Genomic DNA, 22,359 nt, shown 5'->3' with positions numbered 1-22,359 from the left:
CCTTCTGCAGTAAGCTCAACAAGCTTGCCGCATAAGGGGGATGGGGTGGCTGACCGTGGCTTTACGTGGGGACCTGCGCGAAGTGCCGGCGGAATGTGACACCGCCTCGTGAGGCTCTTCACCGCGCTGAGGAGCGCCACCGGGACCGGGCCCCGCTTCGTGCTGCTGATGGCCCTCGTGACGGTGTCGAGCATCCCCCTGCTCGACGGGCTCTTCGCCGTCGTGCTGGAGACCGGCAACCCCCGGCGCGGCCTGGACGGCGCGGTGGGCTGCCTGTACGCCGCCGGCTACGACCCCTCCGGCACCGACCTGAACAATCTGCTGTCGACCCTGCGCCGCCCCGAGGCCCTGGTCAAGTGCCTCGGCGAGCAGCCGGAGTCGTACCGGGGCACGCTCGCGACCCTCGCGCTCCTCGCCGTCGCGGGACTCGTGTACTGGTGGCTGCCGAAGGTACGTGACCGGCGGCGCACGACACTGCCGGTCGAGGAGGTGGACGCCGACGGCACGCTGGGCGCCGAGCTGGCCGCGCTGCGCGCACACACTGGGGTCCGCTCCGATCTGCGATTCCGGGTCGATCCGCGCCGGCTGACCTCCGGGGCCAGCGTCTACGGCCGCACCGGTGACTACACCGTGTGCCTGCACGCGGGCCTGCTGGCCCGGCGCGGCACCGACCCCGAGGGGTTCCGCGCCGTCGTCCTGCACGAACTCGCCCACGTGCACCACCGCGACGTGGACTACGCCTACGCCAGTACGGCGCTGTGGCGGGTCTTCGTCCTCCTCGTCCTGCTGCCGCACTTCGCCATGGTCGGCTGGATCGTCGGGCTGGCCCTGTCCGGCACCGACTCCCCGTGGTGGCCCGGGGCGCTGCCCGAGATGCTGTCCTCCGTCTTCGCCTGCCTCCTCCTGGCCGGACTGGTGCACCTGGCCCGCGCCGACCTGCTGCGCCGGCGGGAGCTCCATGCCGACCTCCGGGCGGTGGCGTGGGGCGCCCACCCCGCCACCTGGAACCGGCCCGACCCACCGGGCCTGGTGACGCCGCTGCTGCGCCGGCTCACCGCGCTGCTGCGCACCCACCCCGACTGGGCGGACCGCCGACGGGTCCTCGCCGATGCCGGCCGGCTGCTCCGGGTCAGCCCGCTGGAGATGTTCCTGACCGGCGCCTCGACCTCGCTCCTCTACGGATCGCTGACAGTGCTGCCCCTCCTGCCGAGCAGCCGGCCGGACGCCCTCTGGCCCACCCTCGCCCTGGTCGCCCCGGTCCTCTGCTGCGCCCTGGGCCTCCCGGTCGTGCGGGCCGCACGCACGGACGGGCATACGGGGTCCGGCGCGTCCGCGGGCCTCTGGCTCGGCTGCGGTCTGCTGGTGGGGGAGTTCGTGGCCAGTGGCCGGTACCGGCTCGACTGGCTGCCGCAGCAGCCCCAGCTGCTGCTCGCCTTCCTGTTCATCGGCGCCGTACCCGTGGTGTGGTGGACGCAGTCCCTGCGCCTCGTGCTCGGCCTGTCGAAGCGGGGGCTGCGCTGGGCGGCCGCGGGCCTCTGCGCGCTGGTCACCACGACGTTGCTGTGGGCAGGACTGCTGTGGTGGCGGTGGGGCGGTGAACGCATCGCGCTGGGCGCCGGCGATCCGGACGGGGCACTGGCCAAGCAGTACCGCCAGATGGTCCCGGGCCGCTGGCAGGACTACGGATTCGACCTCTCGACCCTCTCCGCCGGCATGTCCCTGCTGACACCGCTGCACGGCGACGCGCTGGTCGCCGCCGCGGCGCTCCTGCTGTGGCTCGTCCCGCTGGTCCTCCTGCTGCTGCAACGCGCCGGCCCGGGGCTGCGGGTGCGCCGGACCCTCGGCGCCGGTCTCGCGGGCGGTCTGCTGTCCTGGGCGGGCCTGGCCGCGGCCCAGTTCGCGCTGTACGTGCAGCGCCCGGCCACCCCGAAGCTGCGGGCCGGCCCGTTCCTCGTCGTCCACGTGTGGTGGATGATCGTCGGGTTGATGGCGGCCTGTCTGCTGACCGGCGCCCTCGTCGCGGCCTTCTCCCGGCGGCACTGGCTGCTGCGGGCGCTGATCGCCGCGCAGGTGGTCCAACTGATGTCGTACGGCGCGGTGTTCCTGCTCTACTCCGCCGACGGCTGCCTGGGACCGCTGAACACCGTCTTCGACCGCTGCCAGTGGCACACCCACAACGGCCTGGTCGTCGACCGCGGGGTCACCTTCCTCACCCTCCCCAACGCCGTCCTCGGCGCGGGCTGTGCGGCCCTGGTGGGGGCGGGCGTGGCCTGGTCCGTACGCCGGCTGCGCGGCCGCCCGAGGCCGGCCGTCCCCGCGCTGCCGGCGGCGACCGGGCCGGTACGCCGCCGCCTGCGGTTCCTGAAGACGGCCACCGTCCTCACGCTCGGCGTGCCCGCTCTGCTGGTGGCCGTCGTGATCAACACCCAGCCGTCCTCCGCGCCCGTCGCGAGCCAGTTGACGCAGGACCCGGCCGCACCGCACCGCGGGCAGGCGCCGGCCGAACCGGAGGGGAAGAAGTCGCGGCCCACGCCGCCGGCACGGAAGTCCAAGCTCCACACATGGCAGGTCTGGTCGTGGCTGAACAACGGCGGAGCCCGGTACGCCCGGCAGATCGCGGCCGCCTCGCTGGCGCTGGACTCCCAGATCATCAAGGTCCAGACCCAGCCGCGGAACAGGAACGGCAAGGTGTCGGTGGACGAGAAGCCGTTCCACCGCCTCTGCGGCGCCCTGGGCACACGGGTCGAAGAGGCCCAGAACTACCTGCAGGTGCCCGACCAGGGCCTGCAGGACGCATGGTCGGACGCGCTGGCGCGGGTGCTCAGCGGGGCCCGGGACTGCCAGACGGCGATGATCCCGCCCAAGGGCGCGCCGCACCGGACGGAGGCGGAGCGTGCGCAGCTCTTCACCACGTCCCTCAACAGGATCGTCGTGGGGGTGCGCGACCTCACCGGTGCCGTGAAGGACATCACGAAGGCCGCCACAGAGGCGGCCGAATAGGGCTGTGCGTGGGGGTGGACCCTGAGCCGGGACGTCTGCTCCGGTGGGAAGGGAAGGGCTGTCGGTGCGGACGGCCCGGCCCGGGGCCCGGTGGTGCGGGTGTTCAGCGGCCGTCCCGGACGGCGCCGCGGTCGTCGGCGCCTCCCGGGACAGCGGCCGCCTTACGCCAGGCCGCCGCCACCGGTGTGCACGCCACCGGACGGCTGGTGGTGGTGGTGCCTGCGGTGCTTCTTCTTGAAGACCCGGTGGTGGAACTGGCGGTGCTCGACGCGGTGGATGAGCACCCGGCGCTCCGAGCCACCGTTGAAGCAGGTGTTGCCGAAGGCCGGGTTCAGCAGCCCCACGATGTTGATGGTGTTGCCACAGACGTTGACCGGGATGTGGATCGGGATCTGAATCACATTGCCCGACAGCACTCCCGGTGACCCGACCGCGCCGGCCGCCGCGTCACTGTCTGCGAACGCTGGCGAGATGCCGCCCAGCGCCGCGCTGGCCGCAAGAGCGGCAACAGCAGTCACTCGCGTGAAGCGTGACATAACAAATCTCCCGGTCGATTCCAGCGGCACGCTGCCGCCTCGTGCTATTTGTTTTCGGCGCATATGCCGGTTCTGTAAAGGCTTTGCGAATATTTCATTCTTTTGGCCCTATTGCGATGAATTGTCGCTGAGTCGGCGGTCCGCCCTCCGCCAATCCGGCGAGCGGTGCCGGCCCGCTCACGCGAACGGGCCTCTCCGGCGACGGCTGCCGCTCGTGACGAAATCGCCGCCTGACCAGCGAGGGAGACCGCGCCCCCGGTGCGGCTTCGGCCGGCGTCACCCTCTCGGCGGGTGGTGAGCGCCAGGCGGAACGCGCTCCGCCGAAAGGGTGACGGAGCGTCAATCGCGTTGTCCCCGGCGTCCCTCGAATGGGTAACTGGGTCCCGATCCAATCCGGTGGGCCGCCCACTCCTCTCCGGGGGGTGTCAGTCGGCCTGCCCTGTTCTGCCCGACGCTGCAAGTGTGGTGCAGCCTGCGGTGTGGCCCCTGGCGCCTCGGGCGCCGCCTTCCCCGGGAGAGGACGTTCACCGGCCTGCGCCTCAGGCCGGCGCAGGCCGGTACGGCGGCTCGCGTCACCTCTCTCCCGGGGGCGTCATGCGATGCGTACGTACCTTGTGTTCCCTTGCCGGCGCCGGTGCCCTGACGGTGGGTCTCACCGCCTTCCCGGCCACGGCACGGGCCCAGACCCCGGTGCTGTGCAGCGAAAGCTCGCTGGTGGACGCCATCGCCACGGCGAACGCGGCCGGTGGGGACACCTTGCTGCTGCTGCCGTTGTGCACGTACCGGCTCACCCGCGCCCATGGCAGTGGCCCGGCCGGACCGGTGGGGCTGCCGCCCATCACCTCGCCGATCACCTTGGTGGGCATGGGTTCCACCGTCACGCGTGACCCGAGCGCCCCGGCCTTCCGGGTCCTGGAGGTCGAGGGGGCCGCCAACGTCCCCGGCACCAGCGGCCGGCTGAGCATGGTGGGGGTGACCGTGAGCGGTGGGAGCGCGGTGCCGCCCTATCCGGGAGGCGGGATCTCGAACCTGGGGGGCACGGTCTCGCTCGTCTCCAGCGGCGTCACGGGGAACACCGCGGTCGCCGGAGCCGGGATCTACACCGACAACGGCTCCGTGTCGCTCACCACCAGCTCCGTTTCCGGCAACACCGCCACCACCAGAGGCGGCGGAATCTACGTCAACTCCGGGGGAGCGAACCTGCTGGCCAGCACGGTCGGCGGAAACGCCCCGGACAACTGTGCTCCGTCGGGCAGCGTTCCCGGCTGCACCTGACGGCAGGGCCCGGCGGGGCGGTCCGGTACGCCCCGGACGCCTCGGCCGGCCCGGATGCCCCTCGACGCCGGCGGCCCCCGCCGTCCGGTCTCGGGTCCGGCACCGCGTTCACCCACTTCGTCACAGGAGGAAGCACCATGCCCATCAGCCCCAGCCAGGGATCGACCGGCGGCGGGACCACGGTCACCATCACAGGCAGCAACCTCGGCGGCGCCACCGCGGTGCACTTCGGCACCAAGTCGGCGACGATCACCGCCAACACGGCCACGTCGGTCACCGTCACCAGCCCGTCCGGCACCGGCTCGGTCCCCGTGACCGTGACCACCCCCGGTGGGACCAGCAATCCGCTGCTGTTCTTCTACATCGGCGCCCCGTTCAAGTCGAGCCTGTCGCCCCTCTCGGGGGTGACCGCCGGCGGCGGTACCGTCACCATCAACGGGATGGGGATGTCCACCGCCACCGCGGTCCACTTCGGAGCCGCCACCGTGACGCCCACCGTGGTCAACGACGGCCAGCTCACCGCCACCGTTCCCGCGGGCACCGGCCCCGGGCCGGTGAGCGTCAGCGTCACCACCGCGGGCGGCACCAACAACGGCCTGACGTACACCTACATCGACGAGCCCACGATCGCCGCGCTCGCCCCCACGTCCGGCCCGGCCTCCGGCGGCACCGTGGTGACCATCACCGGCACCAACCTCGCGACGACCCAGTCGGTCGTCTTCGGCGCGACGGCGGCTCCGTTCACCGTCATCAGCGACACGAGCGTGGCGGCCGTCAGCCCGCCCACGGCGGACGGTGCCGGCGGTCCCGCCGACGTCGCCGTGACCACCAGCGCGGGCACCGTCGTCGACCCCGCCGGCTTCACGTACCTCTCCGCGCCCGGCATCTGATCCACGCCAGGCCGTAGCGGCCGTCCGCACCACCCGCGTCACCGCACCTCCCCGGGCAGGGGCCGCCCTTCCCCTGGCCGGGTCCTCGCATCGTGTCGAGAGTCCCGCCCCGGCCTCGCTCCCCGCAGACCGGACGAGGGCTCGCCTTCCTGGAAGGAACCCGGCCGTGTCCGGCTCCGCACGCTCGACGCCCGCCTCCGACGCGCGGCCTCTGACCTCCTCAGCGCCCACCGTCAGCTCCGTCTCCCCAGCCACGGGCTCCACCGCGGGCGGGGCGAGCGTCACGGTGCTCGGCACCAGTTTCACCGGAGCCACCGCCGTACGCTTCGGCGCCACCCCCGCGACCTCCTTCACCGTCCTCTCCGACACGCGCATCAGCGCCACCTCCCCGCCCGGTACCGGGACGGTCCAGGTGACCGTCACCACCCCGAGCGGGACCAGCAACGAGTTCGTCATGTTCAGCTACGGGCTCGGCCCGGCACCGTCCCTGACCGCGATCACCCCCAACTCCGGCCCCGCCACGGGCGGTACCACCGTGGTCCTCACCGGTTCGGGTCTGGCGGCGGCCGGTGCGGTGCGGTTCGGCGGTGTCGCGGCGGCCTCGTTCACGGTGGTCTCCGACAGCCGCATCACCGCCGTCGCGCCACCCGGCACCGGCACCGTGCAGGTCACCGTCACCACCGCCGGCGGCAGCAGCAACGGCCTCTCCTACACCTATTCCGGCGCCCCCGCGCTGAGCGCCGTCAGCCCCGACCAGGGCCCCACCGCGGGCGGAAACACCGTCACCCTCACCGGGAACGGCTTGACCTCGACCACCGCGGTCACCTTCGGCTCCACCCCGGCGACGTCGTTCACCGTTGTCTCGCCGACCACGGTCACCGCGGTGGTCCCTCCGGGGGCGCCCGGCGCGGTCCCGGTCACGGTCACCGCCCCTGGCGGCACCAGCACCCTGCAGAGCTCCTACTTCTACGTCAGCGCCCCGGTCCTCGCCGCCCTCGCCCCGGCCGCCGGACCTCTCTCCGGTGGCAATACGGTCACGCTCACCGGCATCCACCTCGTCGAGGCCACCGCGGTGCGCTTCGCGAACGCCGCCGCCACCTCGTTCACGGTGGTCTCCGACACCCTGATCACTGCGGTGGCCCCGGCCGGACCCGCCGGGCCGGTCGACGTCACCGTCAGCACGGCCGGCGGGACGAGCAACGCCGTCTCCTACGCCTGTGTGCCGGCCCCCGCCCTCACCGGGATCAGCCCCGGCCAGGGCCCCACCTCCGGCGGCAACACCGTCACCCTCACCGGAACCGGCCTCGGCCCGACCACCCGGGTGCTCTTCGGTACGACGCCCGCGACGTTCACCGTCGTCTCCGGCACCCATGTCGTCGCCGAAGCGCCACCCGGAGCCGTCGGACCGGTGAACGTCACCGTCGTCACTCCGGGCGGCACCAGCGCGCCGGCCGGGTACACCCGGGTCGGCGCACCAGCAGTCTGAGGCCCAGCAGACCGGCGACGCGCCACCCGGCCGCGACCCGTCGGGCCGGTCCTAGTGGTGCCAGGCGTGCCCGCCCGTGTTGTGGATGAACTGCTGGAGCACCTTGATCGTGGTCAGGTACTCCTCGTCGGAGATGCCCGCGTGCCGCTCCGCCCAGAGCTCGCCCTGGAGAGCCGCGGCCCTGTCGTGGAACGCCCTGCCTTCCGCGGTGAGGGCGAGACGTCCCTCGGCGTCCTCGGTGATCCAGCCCTGTGCGACGGTCTCGTCGATCTCCGAGTCCATGGCTTCCGGACCGGTGTCGAGGTAGCCCCTGAGGATGCCCGAGACCTCGTCGCGGGTCTTGGCGGTGCCGGCGCGGGCGACCTGTGCGAGGACCCACCACTGCGGCTGCGTGGTGCCGATCGCGTCGAGAGCGGCCCGGGTGCGGGTGACGACGGCCTTGTAGGCCGCCCAGCTCCAGTAGCCGATGGGCTGCTGTATCAACTCGGCATCGCGGTGCGAGTACGGCACGACCGGTCCCTCCGTCACTTCCTGCTCTGGTTCGACGACATCGACCGTAGAAAGTCAACCTGACTTGAGGTCAAGGGCGATCGATCAAGATCCGTGTTCCGGAGCGGGGCGGGGCCGGCGCATGCGGCCGCGGGCCATTCAGATAGTGCTCGCTATTGACATAGTGAGCACTATCTATACCGTGGAAGGTATGAGCGCGCATGCCGACCCCACCCCGAACCGCCGGCCGACCAGAGCGGAGGCCAAGGCCCGTACCCGGCGGCTGCTGCTGGACGCCGCGGCGCGGACGTACGCACGCAAGGGGTTCGCCGGAGCGTCCGTGGAGGAGATCGCCGAGGCGGCGGGGTTCTCCATCGGCGCGGTCTACTCGAACTTCGGCAGCAAGGACCGGCTGTTCGTGGAGCTGCTGAAGGAACGCGCCAGCGAGCAGGTGTCCCGGGCGACCAAGATCGTGGCCGATGCGCAGACCGGTGACGACCCGGTGCCCGCACTCGGCCGACTGCTGGCGAACGCCGCCGACAAGGATCCGGATTTCGCCCCGCTCCAGGCCGAGTTCTGGCTCTACGCGGTGCGCAACCCCCCGCTGCTGGAAACGCTGGCGGAGGAGTTGCGCGCACCCCGCGCCGAGCTGGCGAGCCTCATGGGCAAAGCGCTGGACCACATCGGGGCGCCCCCGGCCGTGTCCGCCGACGCGGTCGCCACCATCGCGATGGCGCTCTTCCAGGGGCTGCTGCGCCAGCGCCGGATCGACCCGGCCAGCGTGCCGGACGAGCTGCTGGGCCAGGCGATGCGGTGGCTGTTCGCCGGCATCGCCGCGCACGGCACCGCAGCCGGCGCCCAGGACACCGAGGTCCTGGCCGGCACCGCGACCGACCTCCGCGGCAGCGAGGCCCCGGACGACACCACCACCGCCGAACCGCCCGAGGAGAAACGATGAACCCCGCCGACGCCACGGCCACCCTGCCCTCGCTGCAGGACCTGCTCGACCCGCGGAACCAGGCCGACCCCTACCCGCTCTACTCCCGCTGGCGCTCGCAGGCCCCGCTCGCGCGCCTCGACGAGCAGCTGATGGTGCTCACCCGGTACGAGGACTGCGCCGCGGTACTGCGCGACGGCCGGTTCGGGCACGCGGAGAGCGACGATCCCCGGTTCACCGGCCGGGCCCGCCCGGCCCTCGAGGTCCTGGTCGATGACGACGGCCGCCCCGTGCGCGGATTCCTGGGGCTCAATCCGCCCGGTCATACGCGGCTGCGCGCCCTGGTCTCCCAGGCTTTCACCCGGCGAAGGGTGGAGCGTCTCGCGCCGCGGATCGAAGCGCTCACCGACGAGTTGTTCACCGCCATGGAGGGCGCGCCCGGGCCGGTCGACCTCATCGAGGGGCTGGCCACACCCCTGCCGGTAGCGGTGATCAGCGAACTGCTCGGCGTACCCACGGCCGACCGGCACCGGATGCTGACGTGGTCGCACGCGGTGGCGCGGGCGCTCGTGCCCGACTTCCTGCTGCCTCCCGGCGCCGCGGAACAGGAGGCCCGGGCCCGCCAGGAGTTCACCGACTACCTCCGGGAACTGGTCGTCGAGCGTCGCCGCGCGCCGGGGGACGACCTGCTCTCGGCGCTGGTCGGCGTGCACGACGACGGTGACAAGCTCACCGAGAACGAACTGCTCGCCACCTGCACACTGCTGCTGATCGCCGGCCACGAGACCACCGTCAACCTGATCGGCAACGGCACCCTCGCCCTGCTGCGCCACCCCGACCAGCTGGCGCGGTTGCGCAGGGAGCCGGACCTGACCGACAACGCGGTCGAGGAGCTGCTGCGCTATGACTCGCCGGTCCAGCTCACCGTCCGTTTCACCCTGCAGGACGCGGAGGTCGCCGGGGTCCCGGTCCCGGCGGGCACCACGCTGTTGCTGCTGATCGGCGCGGCGAACCGCGACCCCGCGGCGTACGAGCACCCCGAGCGGCTGGACATCGGCCGCACGCCGGTGCGGCACCTCGCGTTCGGCCAGGGCATCCACTTCTGTCTGGGCGCCCCGCTCGCCCGCCTCGAAACCCGGATCGCCCTGCGGATGCTGCTGGAACGCGCCCCACGGGTCTCGCTGGCCGGCGAACCCGAGTGGAAGGACCACATCACCCTTCGGGGCCTGCGCAGCCTTCCGCTCTCGCTCGGCTGACGTGGCGGCGCCGGCCGACCGTGAGCCCGGCGCCGCATCGCCCCGCCCCCCTCGCCGCGCCGTCACCTCATCACCTCAGCGCCTGCCGGAGGCAGCCATGCCCGCCCCTACGCGCGACCGTCCGCCTGCCCCCACGGGTCCGGGGCCCGTCCGCCGGGACCCCGGCCCGGGCAGTGCGCGTCTCGTCAGGCCCTACCTCGTCGCCGGGCTCGTCATGGGGGGCGTCTGGGCCCTGAACCAGGGGGAGCCGCTGTGGGAGCACGCCCTGAAGCTGCTGGTCCTCCTGTTCGTCGCCGCCCCGCTGCTGCACCTCGTCCGGCGGCGCCGGACGGCCCGGCATCCGGGACCCCGGCCGCGGCTGTCGTTCGCCCGGCTGGCCGTCGCCAAGGGCGCCCTGATCGCTCTGGCGCTCGGCGCCGGCCAGGTGCTGGACGGCGCGGTGGACCACCCCGACCTCGCCGTCGCGGCAGGACTGACCATCGCCGTCACCCTCTTCGGACCGCTCCTCCACCGCCTCCTGCTGGTGCCTGCCCCGGATGACGCCCGCGCCTAGGCGGGCTTCGTCCGGGGCGCCGGTCCCGGGCACGGAGCGCCGGGCAGTTGCGCCCTCGCCGCAGACGGGGTGGTGACATGCTGTGCCGTTCGGTGGCACGCTCGAATGCCGACTTGCAGTGCGTGATCGACCGGATGATGGGGTTCGATGGCATCGTGCGGGCCTCGACGGCGATCACGTCGGAGAATCCGATGCCGCTCCGGATCCCTCCACCGGCGCGCCGGGCGTCGCGGCAGGCGCCGTACGGACCGCTGACCGCTGGAGGACCGGCCTTGAGGGAGGGACCGAGAAGTGACCTTCTGGGAGCACCAGGGCACCCGCGGCCAGCAGCTGCTGGTGGGTGCCTGTCAGCACGCCGGCGCCGTCTTCCCGCAACCCCTGGAGGTGGACTGATGCGCCGGGCCCGGGTACGGACGGCCGTCGCGGGCGCGGGCGCCCTGCTGCTCGCCGCCGCAGGGCTGAGCGGCTGCGGACTGACCAGCGGCAGCCCGCTGGCCGACTCGGTGCGGCCCGGCTCCGTCGGGAAGGGGCGGCCACTGGAGGGCGCCCAACTGACCGTGACATCAAAGGAGTTCACCGAGCAGATCATCCTGGGCCAGATCATGGGGCTGGTCTTCAAAGCGGCCGGCGCGGAAGTCCTGGACCGGACGAACATCCAGGGCTCGATCGGTGCCCGGGAGGCGGTCAAGTCCGGTGCGGCGGACGGGATGTACGAGTACACCGGCACGGCCTGGATCACCTACCTCGGTCACACCAAGCCGGTCGTCGACCCGTACGGGCAGTGGGAGGCCGTACGCGAGGAGGACCGCCGCAACGGCGTCACCTGGCTGCCCGCCGCCCCGCTCAACAACACCTACGCGCTGGTCGCGAACCAGGCGAATGCGCAGAAGTACCGGCTGCGCACACTCTCCGACGTGGCACGTCTGACGAAGAAGGACCCGGGCGCGGCGACGATCTGCGGCGGAAGCGAGTTCTCGGTGCGCGACGACGGCTTGCCGGGCGTGGCGAAGACGTACGGATTCGCCCTCCGGCGCGGGAACTTCAAAAAGATGGACGACGGCGTCGTCTACACCCAGGTCGCCGAGGGCGCGTCCTGCGCCCTCGGCGTGGCGGCCACCACCGACGGCCGCATTCCCGAACTCAAGCTGAAGGTGCTGGAGGACGACCGGCACTTCTTCCCCAACTACAACGCGGCACCCGAGATGAACAGCGCCACGATGAGGAAGTACCCCGCCATCGCCGACCTCCTCACCCCGATCACCAAGCGGCTGACGGGGGCGGAGGCCCAGCGGCTCAACGCACGGGTGGACGTGGACGGGGAGGACCCGCACGAGGTGGCGAAGGACTGGCTGGTGCGGGAGGGCTTCATCCGGGAAGGCTGACGGACGGATTCGCAGGAGCGTCCGGCGAGCGGCAGGAGAGCGCCCTGCCGCTCGCGTGGACGCTGCCGTCCGGAGGGCCGGGACACTATGAGCCGATCGACGCGCCCTGGCCGGGGAAGGTCTGGGTACCGACGACGGCGAGGAGCGCAAGGCGTTCGGCGTCCTGGGTGCCGGGTTCGGCCGTGTACATGATGATGCGCAGGTCGCCGCCCGTGACGCTGAGCACGTCGCAATCCAGCGTCACGGCGCCCACCTGCGGGTGATCAACGGTCTTGCGGGACACCTCGTGCGGCTCGGCCATGGCTCCGGAGTCCCACAGTGCGGCGAATCGCTCGCTGTTCGCGTGCAGTTCCGCGATCAGCCGCCGCAGCCGCCGGTCCGCCGGATACCGGCTCGCCGTCGCACGCAGCTCCGCGACCTGCACGGCGTCGAGCGCGCGTCGGTCCTGCGGGGTGTACCGGACACGGCTTTCCGAACCCAGGAAGTTGCGCCACACCGCGTTGCGTTCGCTGCCGTGCCACTCACCCATCAGGGCCGTGTACAGCGGGTTGGCCAGGAGCAGCGTCCATGCCGCGTCGGAGACGGCGACGGGCGTGCCGGTCAGCCTGTCCAGCATCCGGTGCACGCCCGGCGTGATGTACGCGGGCACCGTGCCCTGCCCGGGCGGTACGAGGCCGGCGACACGGAACAGGTGCTCTCGCTCGGCCCCGGATAACCGCAGCGCCCGGCCGAGGGCCTCGACGACTTGTGCCGACGGGTTGGTTGCCCGGCCCTGTTCGAGACGGGTGACGTAGTCGACCGAGATCCCTGCCAGCAGGGCGAGTTCCTCACGGCGCAGCCCGGGCGTGCGCCGTTGGCCGCCGGCGGGCAGCCCGGCCGTCTCAGGGGAGGCCCGGTCGCGCCAGCAGCGCACCGTGCGCCCGAACTCCGTGGTTGCCATGACACCACTGTGCACCGTCCTGCCCGGACGGTCCTGGTACTGACAGTCCCCCGCAGGCTTGCCTACGAAGGCGGCGTCCCCGCGGCCGAAGTTCCGCGGCGGGGACGGGCGGGGACGGCCGGCGGGCCCGTCCCCGCCGGCCGTCCCCGGTGACGTGGTGGTCAGCGTCCTCGCGACGGGCTGCCTGTCAGGGACCTGTCATGCATAGGTGTAGAACGCGCTGTGGTCCAGCAGGTCCGCCGGCGTGACGTCGTTCCATGGCTTCATCGTGTCGTGGAGGTCGATGACGTCGGGTGTGTCGCCCGTCGGCAGGTAGCCCGACTGCGGGTGCAGCGCCTGCCAGTCGGCCCAGAGCTTGTCGATGAAGCAGTGATGCAGCCAGAAGACCGGATCGTTGGGCGACGCCCCGGTGGTCATCTGCCCGCCGACCCAGACGTGCACCCGGTTGTGCAGATTCGGCCCGCGCCAGCCTTCGAGGTGGTTGCGGAAGCCGTCCGAGGAGCTGTTCCAGGGGGCGGCGTCGTAGACGCTCATGGCGAGCACCCGGTCGACCTCGGCCCGGGTCGGCAGTTCGCGGACCCCGGTGCCGAGCGAGCGGCGCAGGAACGTCCGGCCGTCCACCCTCACGTTCATCGGCCACTTGCCGCCGCCGAAGGCGAACGGCCCCGAGGTCACCCGCCCGTCGCCGCTCCGCCCGTCACCGCCGAGGAAGTCGTCGGCCCACAGCGAACTGCGCGGGCTGCGGTCGACGGTCCAGTCCCAGTAGGGCAGCGTGACCGAGGGCGTGATGCTCTGCAGGGCTCGTTCGAACTGCAGCAGGAACCTGCGGTGCCAGGGGAGGAACGACGGTGACCGGTGGCCGGTCCGCTCCCCGTCGTCGGTGTCGCCGATGATGAAGGCGTTGTGCGTGCTGATGAACTCGTCGTAGCGGCCGCTGCGCTTGAGCTCCAGCACCGCGTCGACGAAGTTCCGCTTCTCGGTGGCGGTGAGGTCCGCCTGGTTTTTCCGGACTGCCATGTCGAGGACTCCTCGGTGGGGGGACGGGCCGGGACGGGGCTCAGCCGGTGACGACGGGGACCAGGTCGGCACCCTTGAGTTCGCGAACGGCGGCGCGCGCCAACGCGCGTGGCGTATCGAACGTCTCGTAGTGGTTCACCAGGCTCACCCAGGTGCCGTCCGCGTTCCGCATCACATGGAGGTCGTCGTTGTCTATGCGGACGACGAAGTCCATTCCCTCGTGCGGAGCGGCCCGCCCGGCGCGGTGGGTCCCGCCGCCACCCGGGCCTCGACGTGCTCCGGCACCAGAGCCCTCTTCGTCGGCCGGCCACCCCTCTATGTGGCGGCCCTCGTACATCTCGTCGAACGGATCCGGCATCTCGTGACCACCGGCGTCCCCGGATCCTGCCGAGCTGCCGTGGCCGTCCACGGGGCGGGCGGCAGCGGTTCCGGGGAACACGACCGGTGCGGCGAGCGCCGCTCCGGCGAGGGCCGCGGCGCTGCCGTGCAGCACCTGGCGACGGGTGGGACGCGACATGTTCCACTCCTCTGTTCGTCTCGACTCCGGACCCCTCCTCCGGGCAGGGCCGCAGCGGAGGGCGGAAGCCGGCGCGCCGACGGTCGGCCCGCGCCGCCACATGCTGTCAGGGACGAACGGATCATCAAGTTGCACCGGCGAAGCAGGCAACGAACGAGTCAACACCCAAGCGGAGGTGCAGAATTCAACGGCGCTGATCGTCCTCGTGCCCGGTCGCGATGCGCTCCGGAACCGGATATTCCGCGATGTCGGCCACCCTCCGCCGCAGATCCTTTTCCCCGGCCCCCGCAGCCGCGAGGGGCCGCACGCCGGCAACTCGGCGCGAATGCAGGGGCTCAGGGCCGTACGGGGTTTGAGCGCCAAGGGCTTCTTGTCGGCCAAAGGTGCAAACGCTCACTCAGCGGGCCTTCCAGCTGCGTGATGAAGGCATCGCTCTGTCCGCGTCGTCAGTGACGCCGAGCTCCCGTGCCAGGCGACGCAGGTCGGCCGGCTCCTCCCGCTCGATCTCGTCAACGAAGAGGGCCGTGCGCCGAGTCCTCAAGATCGAACCAAGGGCCTCGTCGGTCTCGGAGGCGTTCGTCAGCGCGGGACCGATCTCGTCCACGACGCGTGTCTCCCACGCTTCGAACTCCTCAGCCTCCAGGCCGCTCATCCGCGATCGCCTCCTGCACGTTCACTCGACCGTCTTGCCCAAGATCTCTTTGAGTCGGATGCGTGCGTGACGCCGGTGGGAGTCAACCGTAGCTCTGGGAATCCCCAGGATCTGCGAGATTTCCGCAGGGGAAAACCCGTCGTACGTCCAAGCCATGACCGCCTGTTGCTGTCGCGGGAGGGACCTGAACAAGTCGAGGACCTCTTGCGTTTCCGCGGCAACGGACCGGGTTCCTGCCGGGCTCCGACAGTCCATTCGGGCAGCGTCCCTCGCACGGGCCCGACCCTGCGCCTCCCGCTTACGGGCTTCCACCGCTACGCGTTGAGCCGTGGTCCGCACCCAGCCCCGCGGTTGTTCCACGGTCGCCCAGCGGGCGAACAGGCGAGTCATCGCCTCCCTCGGCCAGCGCCTGCTCCAGACCATCGCCGCGCCCACGACGGCCGTCAAGGCTGTGCAGCCCAGCGACTGCGTGGTGCCGTAGACCGCTGCGAGTGTCGTCGCCGCCGCTTGGAAGGCGAGGGCCGGCCGCTCCCCGGCCGCGGTGCCGTCCCCTGCGCCGAGCTGACGCCTCTCCTCCGGGCCGACCTCACCCTTGGGCTCGGCCCCGTCGTCAAAGTGCTCCCTCGCGTCCATGCTCATAAGAGGGACGAGCCCCGCGACTCCTGCAGACACTTCGAAGTGACCTGCGTCACTTCGGTGCGCGTCGCCGTACCGGACGGCGGACCCCTCGTCCCGTCAGTCGTCGCTCGTCACCGCGACCCCGCGGCCACCAGCGTCGCGGTGAGGGGTTCGAGCTCGGCGACCAACTCGTCGAGCTCGGCGGGGGACAGGGCGTCGTACGGCGGGGCGGCGAGCTCGTCGGTAAGGGCTTCGACGCGTCGCTTGGTCTCGCGGCCGGTGTCGGTGAACCGGCCGTCGGAGTCGACGAGCCCGCGCTCGCGCAAGCCGTCCATGACCGCGGCCAGCCGCTCCTTCGGCAGGTGATGGAGGCGCCCGAACGACTCCGGCGGGTGGATGCCCTGCGCCAGCGCGTCGAGCACATGGGCCTCCGTGCCGCCGATGCGCGCGCCGACGAGAGCGGCGATGTGTCCGTCACCGCGGTGCTCGCGCAGCATGGTCGCGGAGTGCCACAACCGGGCGACCGGATCGCTCGGCACCGGAAGGCTGCGCATCCCGGCGTACATCACCCGGCCTTCCGTGGGCGCGTGCGTAGCGGCCTTGGTGGTCAGGTCGGCGGCGCGCACCAGGCCCGGCGAGCCGGCCAGCTCGTCGCCGAGGATCCGCCGTAGGGAGGCCGCGCTGCCCCGCTCCCGCGCCGCGACGGACGCCTCGGGCGGGATCGTCTCCCACGCGCTCGGGATGTGCCGCGCGGCCTCCCCTTCGGCGAAGTTGTAGAAGGCCGCGTGCACGACCTGCGCCGGCACCCGCCCCAGCGGCGCGGCGCGGCTGGCGAAGTAGCCGTCCCAGTAGGTGCGGTGGCCGAGCGCGGCCAGCTCCTCGTTGCACTCGTCGGCGAGGAAGGTGACCAGGCAGATCGGCTCCAGGAGCTCGAACATGCGGCGTGCGGCGTGCGTCATGGCCTCCATCATGCCTGCGAGCGCGCCCCGCGGAGCGGTACCGGCCGCTGGATCGGGCCGGCGGAGGGCGGCGGGGGCCCGGCTCGTCGGGCCCGTACCTCAGGTGGTGGGGAGGGCGTGGTAGAAGGCCCGTACGGCGAAGTTCGTCCATTCGGGATGTTCCCAGGTGCTCCAGCGCGAGCCGGCGTCCTCGCCGATGACGTCGGCCGCTTCGTCGGCGGTGGCGCCGCGGGCGCGCAGGCGGGCCGTCTCGGTGCCCACATGGTCGAGGTAGTCCCGGACGTCCCTGATCAGTGACGTGTCGGCGACCTCCCCGTGCCCGGGAACGACGATCGCGGGGTCGAGGTCGAGGAGCTGGTCGAGCACGGTGATCCAGCGACGTACGTCGACATCGGTGTCATGCGGCGGGAAGTACGGGGCGATCGGGAACATGCGGTTCTCCAGCAGGTCGCCGCCGAACAGGACGCGGTCGTCGACGAGGACGATCTGGTCGCCGAGGGTGTGCGCCGGGCCCACCTCGCGCAGTGCCACCGTGCGGCCGCCGAGGTCGACCTCCGCCTCCCCTGTGTACGTCACATCGGGTTCGACGAACCGGACGTCGGCAAGTTCCGCGGCGACCGCGGGGCTCAGCCCCCGGAACATCTCCGCGTAGGCGGCTCCCTTGTGGCGCAGCTCCGTCCGTTGCGTGGCGTTGTAGATGATCGTCGCGGCCCCCTTGAACGCCTGAGCCCCGAAGCCGTGCTCCGGGTGGAAGTGGGTGAGGGTCACGTACAGGTGCCGGTCTCCGGCCAACCGCTTGGCCTGGTCCAGGACGTACCGCCCGTTGCGAGGCCCGATCCCGGTGTCCACGACCAGGGCGGCGTGATCACCGATGACGATGCCGATGTTGGGGACGATCGGCACGCGGTTGTCCGAGATCACGAAGACGCCGTCGGACACTTCGATCGGCTCGCCCCGGACCAGGGGAGCGGGTGCGTCCCGGCGGTCGGGCGCTACCGCGTCGCTGGGCGTTGCGGCCTGCGGAGAGGGCTCTTCGGGGCACGTGGGGCACATGAGGCACTCCTATCTGAGCAGTGTTCAGATGTCGGGATCGAAGATAGCAGCAATCTGAACGCCGTTAAGATCTGTGCATGGCCAAAAATCGTTACCACCACGGGGAGTTGCGAGCAGCCCTGTTGGACGCGGCGGAATCCCTGGTGGGTGAGCGGGGCGCAGCGGGATGGTCGCTGCGCGAGGCGTCGCTCAGGGTCGGTGTCAGCCCCAGCGCCGCCTACCACCACTTCGGTTCGCGGGACGAGCTCGTCGGCGCGCTGTCCGCACGGGTGCTGGACAGGCTGGGGGCACGTCTCAGTGCCGCCGTGGACGAAGCGCCGGACGGCGATCAGGGGCGCCTCGTCGCCTACGCCCGCGGCTATGTCACCTGGGCACTGGACGGCCCGGCAGTGGCCCGCCTCGCTTTCGACGCGGGAGACGCCGCGGGCGGCGTGGCAGTGCACCCGCACGACGTGCTGGCCGGGGAGCTCGATCGGCTCGTCGACGCCGGCACGCTGCGGCCGTCCGCCCGTGAGGGGGCCGAGTTCCTCCTGTGGGCGGCGATTCACGGGCTCGCCGCCCTCCTCGTGGACGGCCTCGTTCACTTCGACGACCGCACGGCCGTCGACCTCCATGCGGAGCGGCTGGTCCGGACCGTCCTCAACGGGCTCGCGCAGGAGGAGGCGGAGCCCGGCGGCCGGCCGCAAGCCCGCTCAGCCCACACCGTTCGCCTGGCGCAGCGGGCCGCCGCTCGTGAGCCGCGCGGTGGCGCCGACGACGAAGGGGGTCCTCGTGAACGATGAGGGGTGTTGCCCGCCGCTGCCGGCCGGTGTGCCCCCTCGGGTCCACGACAGGCGCAAACACCACCCCCACCACGGACTGTGCGCAGCTCACCACGGATGACAGGGTCGGTCGACGACGGTCCCGAGGCGTCTGGAGCGGAAACGTGCGAGTCCCTTTGACAGCAGGGCAGTTGGAGATCTGGATCTCCCAGATCCTGGAGCCGGTGGGCACGGCCTACAACGTGGGTGACTACTACGAGATCACCGGCGCTCTCGACACGGCCCTGCTGCAGCAGGCGGCGCGTACCGCCGTGGACGAGGCCGGATCGCTGGGCGCACGGTTCGTCATGGCGGCCGACGGGACGCCGGTGCAGGAACTCGGGCCCGCGCAGTGGGACTTCGACGTCCTGGACCTGAGCGCGGCCGCCGACCCGGACGCGCAGGCCGTGGCCTGGATGCACGCCGACCTCGCCCGGCCCGTCGACCTCACCACCGGTCCGCTGACCGGCGCCGCCCTGATCAAGGTGTCGGCCGACCGCCACCTGTGGTACCGCCGCGTTCACCACATCGTCGCGGACGGCCACGGCCTGGCCGCGCTCGCCCGCCGGACGGCTGACCTCTACAACGCGCTGCACGGCGGGACCTGCCCGCAGCCGTCTCCCTTCGAGCCCGTCACCGTCGCCGTCGAGCACGACCGGGCCTACGCCGCCGGGCGGACGTACCGCTCGGACCAGGAATTCTGGGCGAAGGAGGCGGCGGCCTGGCCGGCCACCGGACGGCTCCGGGAGGACGCGCCGCCCGCCTCCGCGGCCCTCCAGGGCCGCCGCCACCTGCCGGCGCCCGCGGTCGCGGCGGTCCAGGAACAGAGCGAGCGGCTCGCGGTGCCGCCGGCGCACTTCCTGATCGCGGCCACCGCCCTGTACCTGCGGCAGGTCACCGGAGCGGACGAGGTGACCTTCGGCTGCTCCGTGGGCGGTCGCTCCACCCGCGCGCTGCGCGGCGTCGTCGCGCCGCTGGCGAACATCCTGCCGCTGCGGGTGCCGGTGGCGCCGGACGCCTCGGTACGGGACGCCTTCACCCAGGCGGACGGCCGGATCCGGCAGGCGATGCGCCATCACCGGTACCGCTACGAGGAGTTCCGCCGGGCGCTGGCCACCGCCGCGGGCCCGGCGGCGCCGCCCGGCGTGGGGCCGCTGGTGAACGTCGTGAACTTTGACCGCGACCTGCGCCTGGGCGCGGCCCGGGGCTCGGTCCGCACGCTGACCACCGGCCCCGTACCGGACCTCAGCCTGTTCTTCGACGTACGGTCGCCGAGCGAGGGGACGACGGTGAGCGTGGAGGCCAACCCCGCCACGTACTCGGTGGCGGAGACCGACGGCCACGCCGAGGGCCTCGGCCGCCTCGTGGTGGAACTGGCCGCGGCCGACCCCGGGGCACCCCTGCCTACGCCGGCCCGACGACCGGGATGAGGCGCCGGCCGGGCGCGGAGGGCCGTCGCCGTCACTCCCGGCGGGAGGGGAGCGAGGGACCCGGGAGCGCCAGCGGCGCGGTGCCGGCGGGCGCCCCGTCCGCGGGGCGGGCCCGGGACTGGCCGATGAGGAAGCCGGCCTGGAAGCGGCTCTTCGCGCCGAGCACTTTCATGACCTCCGCGACATGACGCTGGCAGCTGCGGACCGACATGCCCAGCCGTCGGGCGATGGACTTGTCCTCCAGCCCTTCGGCGAGCATGGCGACGATCGCCTCCTGGATCTCACCGGAGATCCGGACGGCCGACGTCGCGTCGAAACTGAGCGGGAACGGCGAGGCGCCGCGCCAGGCCCAGTCGAAGAAGACCCGCATGCTGTGGATGAGCCGCGGCTCGCGGACGAGCAGGGCCGCCCGCGGGTCGTCCGGCACGCCGAGCAGCGCCGCGTGCTGGTCGAACACCAGCATCCGGCAGAGGCCCTCGGACTGGGTGCGGACCTCCGCCCCCAGGCTCGTCATCCGCTGCACATGGTCGATCGTCGGCTGGTGGTAGCGGGCGGGATGCTGGTACAGGGTGCGCATGGCGACGCCGCGCGCGAGCATCCGGCGGTCCCGCTCCAGCGCCGCGCGCAGCGACTCGGGCGAGCGTGCCCCGCCGGGCTGCGCGGTCAGCACCTCCGTACGGCAGTTCAGGGTCAGTTCCTCGATGAGCTCCTCGACCAGACGCAGGTCGTCGACCATCTCGACGTGTGCCGCGTCGGTGTCCCGCGCCCGGCCCGACTCGTAGGCGGGGAGCAGGGTTTCGAACATCCAGCGGAACCGCTCGATCTCGTCCTGCTGGTGCCGGACCTCGCGCTCCATGGGGCGCAGCAGCCGGTTGGCGGCGATCCTCGGCGGCACGATGGCGAGGCGTCCGGGGGACCCCTCGGCGTAGGACAGCAGCCGCAGGCCCGCGAGTTCCTTGACGGCCCGTTCCGCTTCGTCGGCGTCGAGACCGACGGCTGCGAGGTCCTCGATGCCGAATACGGTGCGGTCCGCCGCGAATTCGAAGACATCCAAGGCTTCCTGGCTCATCTTGATTTCACTGACTGAGCGTGAGGTATTCATGGCCCACCCCTGCCGTACCAGAGTCATCCCCCGATCGGAGGGCAGCCTAGACATGCCCGGTCAACAACCGGTCAACGTCGAGCAGACGGGAATGCCCGCATGGCGGTGAGAGAGCGGGACGACCCGGGAGAGGAAGTGGCCGACCGCGACCGGAAAGAGCGCGGGCGGCGAATAGCGGAGCGTCCCGCGGGGGGCGGATTACTGCGCCGGAATGCGGACTTCCGCAGGTTGTGGTGCGGCGAGAGCGCGGGGAAATTCGGTGCGGCGGTCACGGGTGTGGTGCTGCCGCTGGTCGCCGTCTCCGTCCTGCACGCCACCACCTTCGAGGTCAGTCTGCTCAATGCCGCCAGCTGGGTGCCCTGGCTGGTGATCGGTCTGCCGGCCGGCGTCTGGGTGGACCGGTTGCCGCGCAGGACGGTGATGCTCTGCAGCGACGCCGTGTCCTGTGTGCTGTTCGTGTGCGTGCCGCTGGCCTACTGGCTCGGCGCCCTCGATGTGGGCCGGCTGCTGCTGGTCGCGCTGCTCGCCGGTACCGCCGCGGTCTTCTTCCAGACCGCGTACACCGCCTACCTCCCCGGCATCGTCGGCCCGGGCGACCAGGCCGAGGGCAACGCCAAGCTGCACGGCAGCGCCTCCGCCGCACAGATCGCGGGGACCGGCGCCGGCGGTCTGATCGCCCAGGTCGCCGGGTCGGTCAACGGCATGCTGACGAACGCCGCGACGTTCCTCATCTCCTTCCTGTGCGTGGCCCGGATCCGGTACCGGGAGCCGTCGGCGCCCCCCGTCGAACGCGCGCGGGGCGCGCTGTTCCGGGAGGTCGGCGAGGGCGTCCGGCTGGTGGCACGCGATCCGTACCTGCGCAGCCTGACGCTCTTCGGCGCCGCCTCGAACCTGTTCCTGGCCGGATACCAGTCGCTGCTCGTGGTGTTCCTGGTCCGCGACGTCGGTCTGACCGACAGCGGGGTGGGCGTGCTGGTGGCCGTCGGCGGCGCGGGCGGTGTGGTGGGTGCCCTCGTGGTGCGCCGGGGCGTGACGCGGTTCGGGACGGCCCGGGCGCTGCTGCTGTTCGAAATCGGTGTGCCGGCACTGGCCCCGCTGATGGCGCTCACCTCCCGGGACGCCGCCGGACTGGCCCTGTTCGTCATCGGCTACGCCTCGGTCTCGGTCGGGGTGGTGGCGGGCAACGTCATCAAAGCGGGCTTCCAGCAGGGCTATTGCCCGGCCGACGTGCTCGGCCGGGTCTCCGCGTGCTCGTCGTTCCTCAACTGCGGCACCCTGCCGCTGGGGGCGTTGCTCGCCGGGGCGCTGGGGACCTGGTTCGGGGTGCGCCCGACGCTGTGGCTGATGATCGCGGGCATCCCGCTGAGCGCACTGATCCTGCTCTGTTCGCCTATCAGGCGCCACCGCGACCTGCCGACGCGCGCGGGCGCGACGGCCTGAGGCAGGCACCGCACCGCTGCGTCGTAT

General features: G+C 72.1%; 22 protein-coding genes. 12 read left to right on the top strand and 10 right to left on the bottom strand.

The features are described from left to right. Positions 1–108: 108 nt before the first annotated feature. The gene (locus SL103_RS21735) at positions 109–3,000 is read left to right on the top strand and encodes a M48 family metalloprotease (protein WP_069570628.1); all 2,892 of its coding nucleotides are present in this window, start codon (positions 109–111) and stop codon (positions 2,998–3,000) included. 161 nt (positions 3,001–3,161) lie between these two features. Here the strand turns inward: SL103_RS21735 and SL103_RS39420 are convergent, their stop codons facing one another. Next, positions 3,162–3,518: a chaplin gene (locus tag SL103_RS39420; protein WP_244304004.1), complete on the bottom strand. Its 357-nt coding sequence runs from the start codon at positions 3,516–3,518 to the stop codon at positions 3,162–3,164. A gap of 663 nt (positions 3,519–4,181) precedes the next feature. Here SL103_RS39420 and SL103_RS21725 point away from each other — a divergent pair. The 3 genes from SL103_RS21725 (at position 4,182) to SL103_RS39280 (ending at position 7,187) form a co-directional block, all read left to right on the top strand. Continuing rightward, the gene (locus SL103_RS21725) at positions 4,182–4,811 is read left to right on the top strand and encodes a hypothetical protein (protein WP_244304003.1); all 630 of its coding nucleotides are present in this window, start codon (positions 4,182–4,184) and stop codon (positions 4,809–4,811) included. Positions 4,812–4,948: 137 nt separating this feature from the next. Beyond that, a complete protein-coding gene (locus tag SL103_RS21720) occupies positions 4,949–5,701 on the top strand; it encodes an IPT/TIG domain-containing protein (RefSeq protein WP_069570627.1) in 753 nt (250 codons plus the stop codon). Positions 5,702–5,867: 166 nt separating this feature from the next. Further along, entirely contained in the window at positions 5,868–7,187 is a 1,320-nt protein-coding gene (locus SL103_RS39280) for an IPT/TIG domain-containing protein (protein ID WP_279631167.1), read from the top strand. A gap of 51 nt (positions 7,188–7,238) precedes the next feature. Here SL103_RS39280 and SL103_RS21710 read toward each other — a convergent pair whose 3' ends face one another. Next, positions 7,239–7,697 (bottom strand): MarR family winged helix-turn-helix transcriptional regulator, encoded by a 459-nt coding sequence (locus SL103_RS21710; RefSeq protein ID WP_069573994.1) that lies wholly within the window; start codon positions 7,695–7,697, stop codon positions 7,239–7,241. A 190-nt stretch (positions 7,698–7,887) separates the two neighbouring features. Between SL103_RS21710 and SL103_RS21705 the strand changes: the two genes are divergently transcribed. From SL103_RS21705 to SL103_RS21690, 4 genes are all read left to right on the top strand, one after another. Continuing rightward, positions 7,888–8,634, top strand: coding sequence for a TetR/AcrR family transcriptional regulator (locus SL103_RS21705; protein WP_069570626.1), 747 nt, complete (start codon positions 7,888–7,890; stop codon positions 8,632–8,634). Beyond that, entirely contained in the window at positions 8,631–9,869 is a 1,239-nt protein-coding gene (locus tag SL103_RS21700) for a cytochrome P450 (RefSeq protein ID WP_079145900.1), read from the top strand. Before SL103_RS21705 ends, SL103_RS21700 begins: the two co-directional genes overlap by 4 nt. 97 nt (positions 9,870–9,966) lie before the next feature. Continuing rightward, positions 9,967–10,422: a hypothetical protein gene (locus SL103_RS21695; protein WP_164492878.1), complete on the top strand. Its 456-nt coding sequence runs from the start codon at positions 9,967–9,969 to the stop codon at positions 10,420–10,422. Between the two features lie 392 nt (positions 10,423–10,814). Next, complete coding sequence (locus SL103_RS21690) at positions 10,815–11,804, top strand: glycine betaine ABC transporter substrate-binding protein (protein WP_069570624.1); 990 nt, start codon at positions 10,815–10,817, stop codon at positions 11,802–11,804. Positions 11,805–11,889: 85 nt separating this feature from the next. On the opposite strand, the gene SL103_RS21685 is transcribed toward SL103_RS21690, so the two are convergent. The 5 genes from SL103_RS21685 to SL103_RS39645 all read right to left on the bottom strand — a co-directional run bounded on the left by SL103_RS21685 (position 11,890) and on the right by SL103_RS39645 (position 15,185). Then, positions 11,890–12,744, bottom strand: a complete 855-nt coding sequence (locus SL103_RS21685) for a helix-turn-helix transcriptional regulator (protein WP_069570623.1) — start codon at positions 12,742–12,744, stop codon at positions 11,890–11,892. Between the two features lie 198 nt (positions 12,745–12,942). Next, positions 12,943–13,761 (bottom strand): tyrosinase MelC2, encoded by an 819-nt coding sequence (gene melC2 / locus SL103_RS21680; RefSeq protein WP_069570622.1) that lies wholly within the window; start codon positions 13,759–13,761, stop codon positions 12,943–12,945. A gap of 40 nt (positions 13,762–13,801) precedes the next feature. Further along, the gene (gene melC1, locus SL103_RS21675) at positions 13,802–14,278 is read right to left on the bottom strand and encodes an apotyrosinase chaperone MelC1 (RefSeq protein ID WP_069570621.1); all 477 of its coding nucleotides are present in this window, start codon (positions 14,276–14,278) and stop codon (positions 13,802–13,804) included. 397 nt (positions 14,279–14,675) lie between these two features. After that, positions 14,676–14,930, bottom strand: coding sequence for a hypothetical protein (locus SL103_RS21670; protein WP_069570620.1), 255 nt, complete (start codon positions 14,928–14,930; stop codon positions 14,676–14,678). A 21-nt stretch (positions 14,931–14,951) separates the two neighbouring features. Further along, positions 14,952–15,185 carry a sigma-70 family RNA polymerase sigma factor gene (locus SL103_RS39645; protein WP_432215404.1) on the bottom strand — a complete coding sequence of 78 codons (234 nt, stop codon included), beginning with the start codon at positions 15,183–15,185 and terminating at the stop codon, positions 14,952–14,954. A gap of 73 nt (positions 15,186–15,258) precedes the next feature. Between SL103_RS39645 and SL103_RS38880 the strand changes: the two genes are divergently transcribed. Further along, the gene (locus tag SL103_RS38880) at positions 15,259–15,411 is read left to right on the top strand and encodes a hypothetical protein (protein WP_244304002.1); all 153 of its coding nucleotides are present in this window, start codon (positions 15,259–15,261) and stop codon (positions 15,409–15,411) included. A 268-nt stretch (positions 15,412–15,679) separates the two neighbouring features. Here the strand turns inward: SL103_RS38880 and SL103_RS21660 are convergent, their stop codons facing one another. Both SL103_RS21660 and SL103_RS21655 read right to left on the bottom strand, forming a co-directional pair. Then, complete coding sequence (locus SL103_RS21660; RefSeq protein WP_069570618.1) at positions 15,680–16,507, bottom strand: SCO6745 family protein; 828 nt, start codon at positions 16,505–16,507, stop codon at positions 15,680–15,682. A 99-nt stretch (positions 16,508–16,606) separates the two neighbouring features. Continuing rightward, the gene (locus SL103_RS21655) at positions 16,607–17,560 is read right to left on the bottom strand and encodes an MBL fold metallo-hydrolase (RefSeq protein ID WP_079145899.1); all 954 of its coding nucleotides are present in this window, start codon (positions 17,558–17,560) and stop codon (positions 16,607–16,609) included. A 77-nt stretch (positions 17,561–17,637) separates the two neighbouring features. Here SL103_RS21655 and SL103_RS21650 point away from each other — a divergent pair, with 77 nt between their 5' ends. After that, complete coding sequence (locus tag SL103_RS21650; RefSeq protein WP_069570617.1) at positions 17,638–18,342, top strand: TetR/AcrR family transcriptional regulator; 705 nt, start codon at positions 17,638–17,640, stop codon at positions 18,340–18,342. Positions 18,343–18,485: 143 nt separating this feature from the next. After that, positions 18,486–19,790, top strand: a complete 1,305-nt coding sequence (locus SL103_RS21645) for a condensation domain-containing protein (RefSeq protein WP_244304001.1) — start codon at positions 18,486–18,488, stop codon at positions 19,788–19,790. 31 nt (positions 19,791–19,821) lie between these two features. Here the strand turns inward: SL103_RS21645 and SL103_RS21640 are convergent, their stop codons facing one another. Then, entirely contained in the window at positions 19,822–20,859 is a 1,038-nt protein-coding gene (locus tag SL103_RS21640; protein ID WP_069570615.1) for a helix-turn-helix transcriptional regulator, read from the bottom strand. 132 nt (positions 20,860–20,991) lie between these two features. Here SL103_RS21640 and SL103_RS21635 point away from each other — a divergent pair, with 132 nt between their 5' ends. Beyond that, entirely contained in the window at positions 20,992–22,332 is a 1,341-nt protein-coding gene (locus tag SL103_RS21635) for an MFS transporter (protein ID WP_279631166.1), read from the top strand. The last annotated feature ends 27 nt before the right edge of the window (positions 22,333–22,359 follow it).

It is taken from the genome of Streptomyces lydicus (genome assembly GCF_001729485.1).
Lineage (GTDB): Bacteria > Actinomycetota > Actinomycetes > Streptomycetales > Streptomycetaceae > Streptomyces > Streptomyces lydicus_D.
The sequence above is the reverse complement of the archived record's forward strand: the minus strand, read 5'-3'. Positions and strand labels throughout refer to the sequence as shown.

What these genes read in the sequence shown, in the direction of transcription:
- SL103_RS21720 (WP_069570627.1), top strand. Translation starts at nt 4,949, where the DNA reads ATGCCCATCAGCCCCAGCCAGGGATCGACCGGCGGCGGGACCACGGTC.
- SL103_RS21705 (WP_069570626.1), top strand. Translation starts at nt 7,888, where the DNA reads ATGAGCGCGCATGCCGACCCCACCCCGAACCGCCGGCCGACCAGAGCG.
- SL103_RS21700 (WP_079145900.1), top strand. Translation starts at nt 8,631, where the DNA reads ATGAACCCCGCCGACGCCACGGCCACCCTGCCCTCGCTGCAGGACCTG.
- SL103_RS21695 (WP_164492878.1), top strand. Translation starts at nt 9,967, where the DNA reads ATGCCCGCCCCTACGCGCGACCGTCCGCCTGCCCCCACGGGTCCGGGG.
- SL103_RS21690 (WP_069570624.1), top strand. Translation starts at nt 10,815, where the DNA reads ATGCGCCGGGCCCGGGTACGGACGGCCGTCGCGGGCGCGGGCGCCCTG.
- SL103_RS21685 (WP_069570623.1), bottom strand. Translation starts at nt 12,744, where the DNA reads ATGGCAACCACGGAGTTCGGGCGCACGGTGCGCTGCTGGCGCGACCGG.
- melC2 (WP_069570622.1), bottom strand. Translation starts at nt 13,761, where the DNA reads ATGGCAGTCCGGAAAAACCAGGCGGACCTCACCGCCACCGAGAAGCGG.
- melC1 (WP_069570621.1), bottom strand. Translation starts at nt 14,278, where the DNA reads ATGTCGCGTCCCACCCGTCGCCAGGTGCTGCACGGCAGCGCCGCGGCC.
- SL103_RS21670 (WP_069570620.1), bottom strand. Translation starts at nt 14,930, where the DNA reads ATGAGCGGCCTGGAGGCTGAGGAGTTCGAAGCGTGGGAGACACGCGTC.
- SL103_RS39645 (WP_432215404.1), bottom strand. Translation starts at nt 15,185, where the DNA reads ATGGACTGTCGGAGCCCGGCAGGAACCCGGTCCGTTGCCGCGGAAACG.
- SL103_RS21660 (WP_069570618.1), bottom strand. Translation starts at nt 16,507, where the DNA reads ATGACGCACGCCGCACGCCGCATGTTCGAGCTCCTGGAGCCGATCTGC.
- SL103_RS21655 (WP_079145899.1), bottom strand. Translation starts at nt 17,560, where the DNA reads ATGTGCCCCACGTGCCCCGAAGAGCCCTCTCCGCAGGCCGCAACGCCC.
- SL103_RS21650 (WP_069570617.1), top strand. Translation starts at nt 17,638, where the DNA reads ATGGCCAAAAATCGTTACCACCACGGGGAGTTGCGAGCAGCCCTGTTG.
- SL103_RS21640 (WP_069570615.1), bottom strand. Translation starts at nt 20,859, where the DNA reads ATGAGCCAGGAAGCCTTGGATGTCTTCGAATTCGCGGCGGACCGCACC.
- SL103_RS21635 (WP_279631166.1), top strand. Translation starts at nt 20,992, where the DNA reads ATGGCGGTGAGAGAGCGGGACGACCCGGGAGAGGAAGTGGCCGACCGC.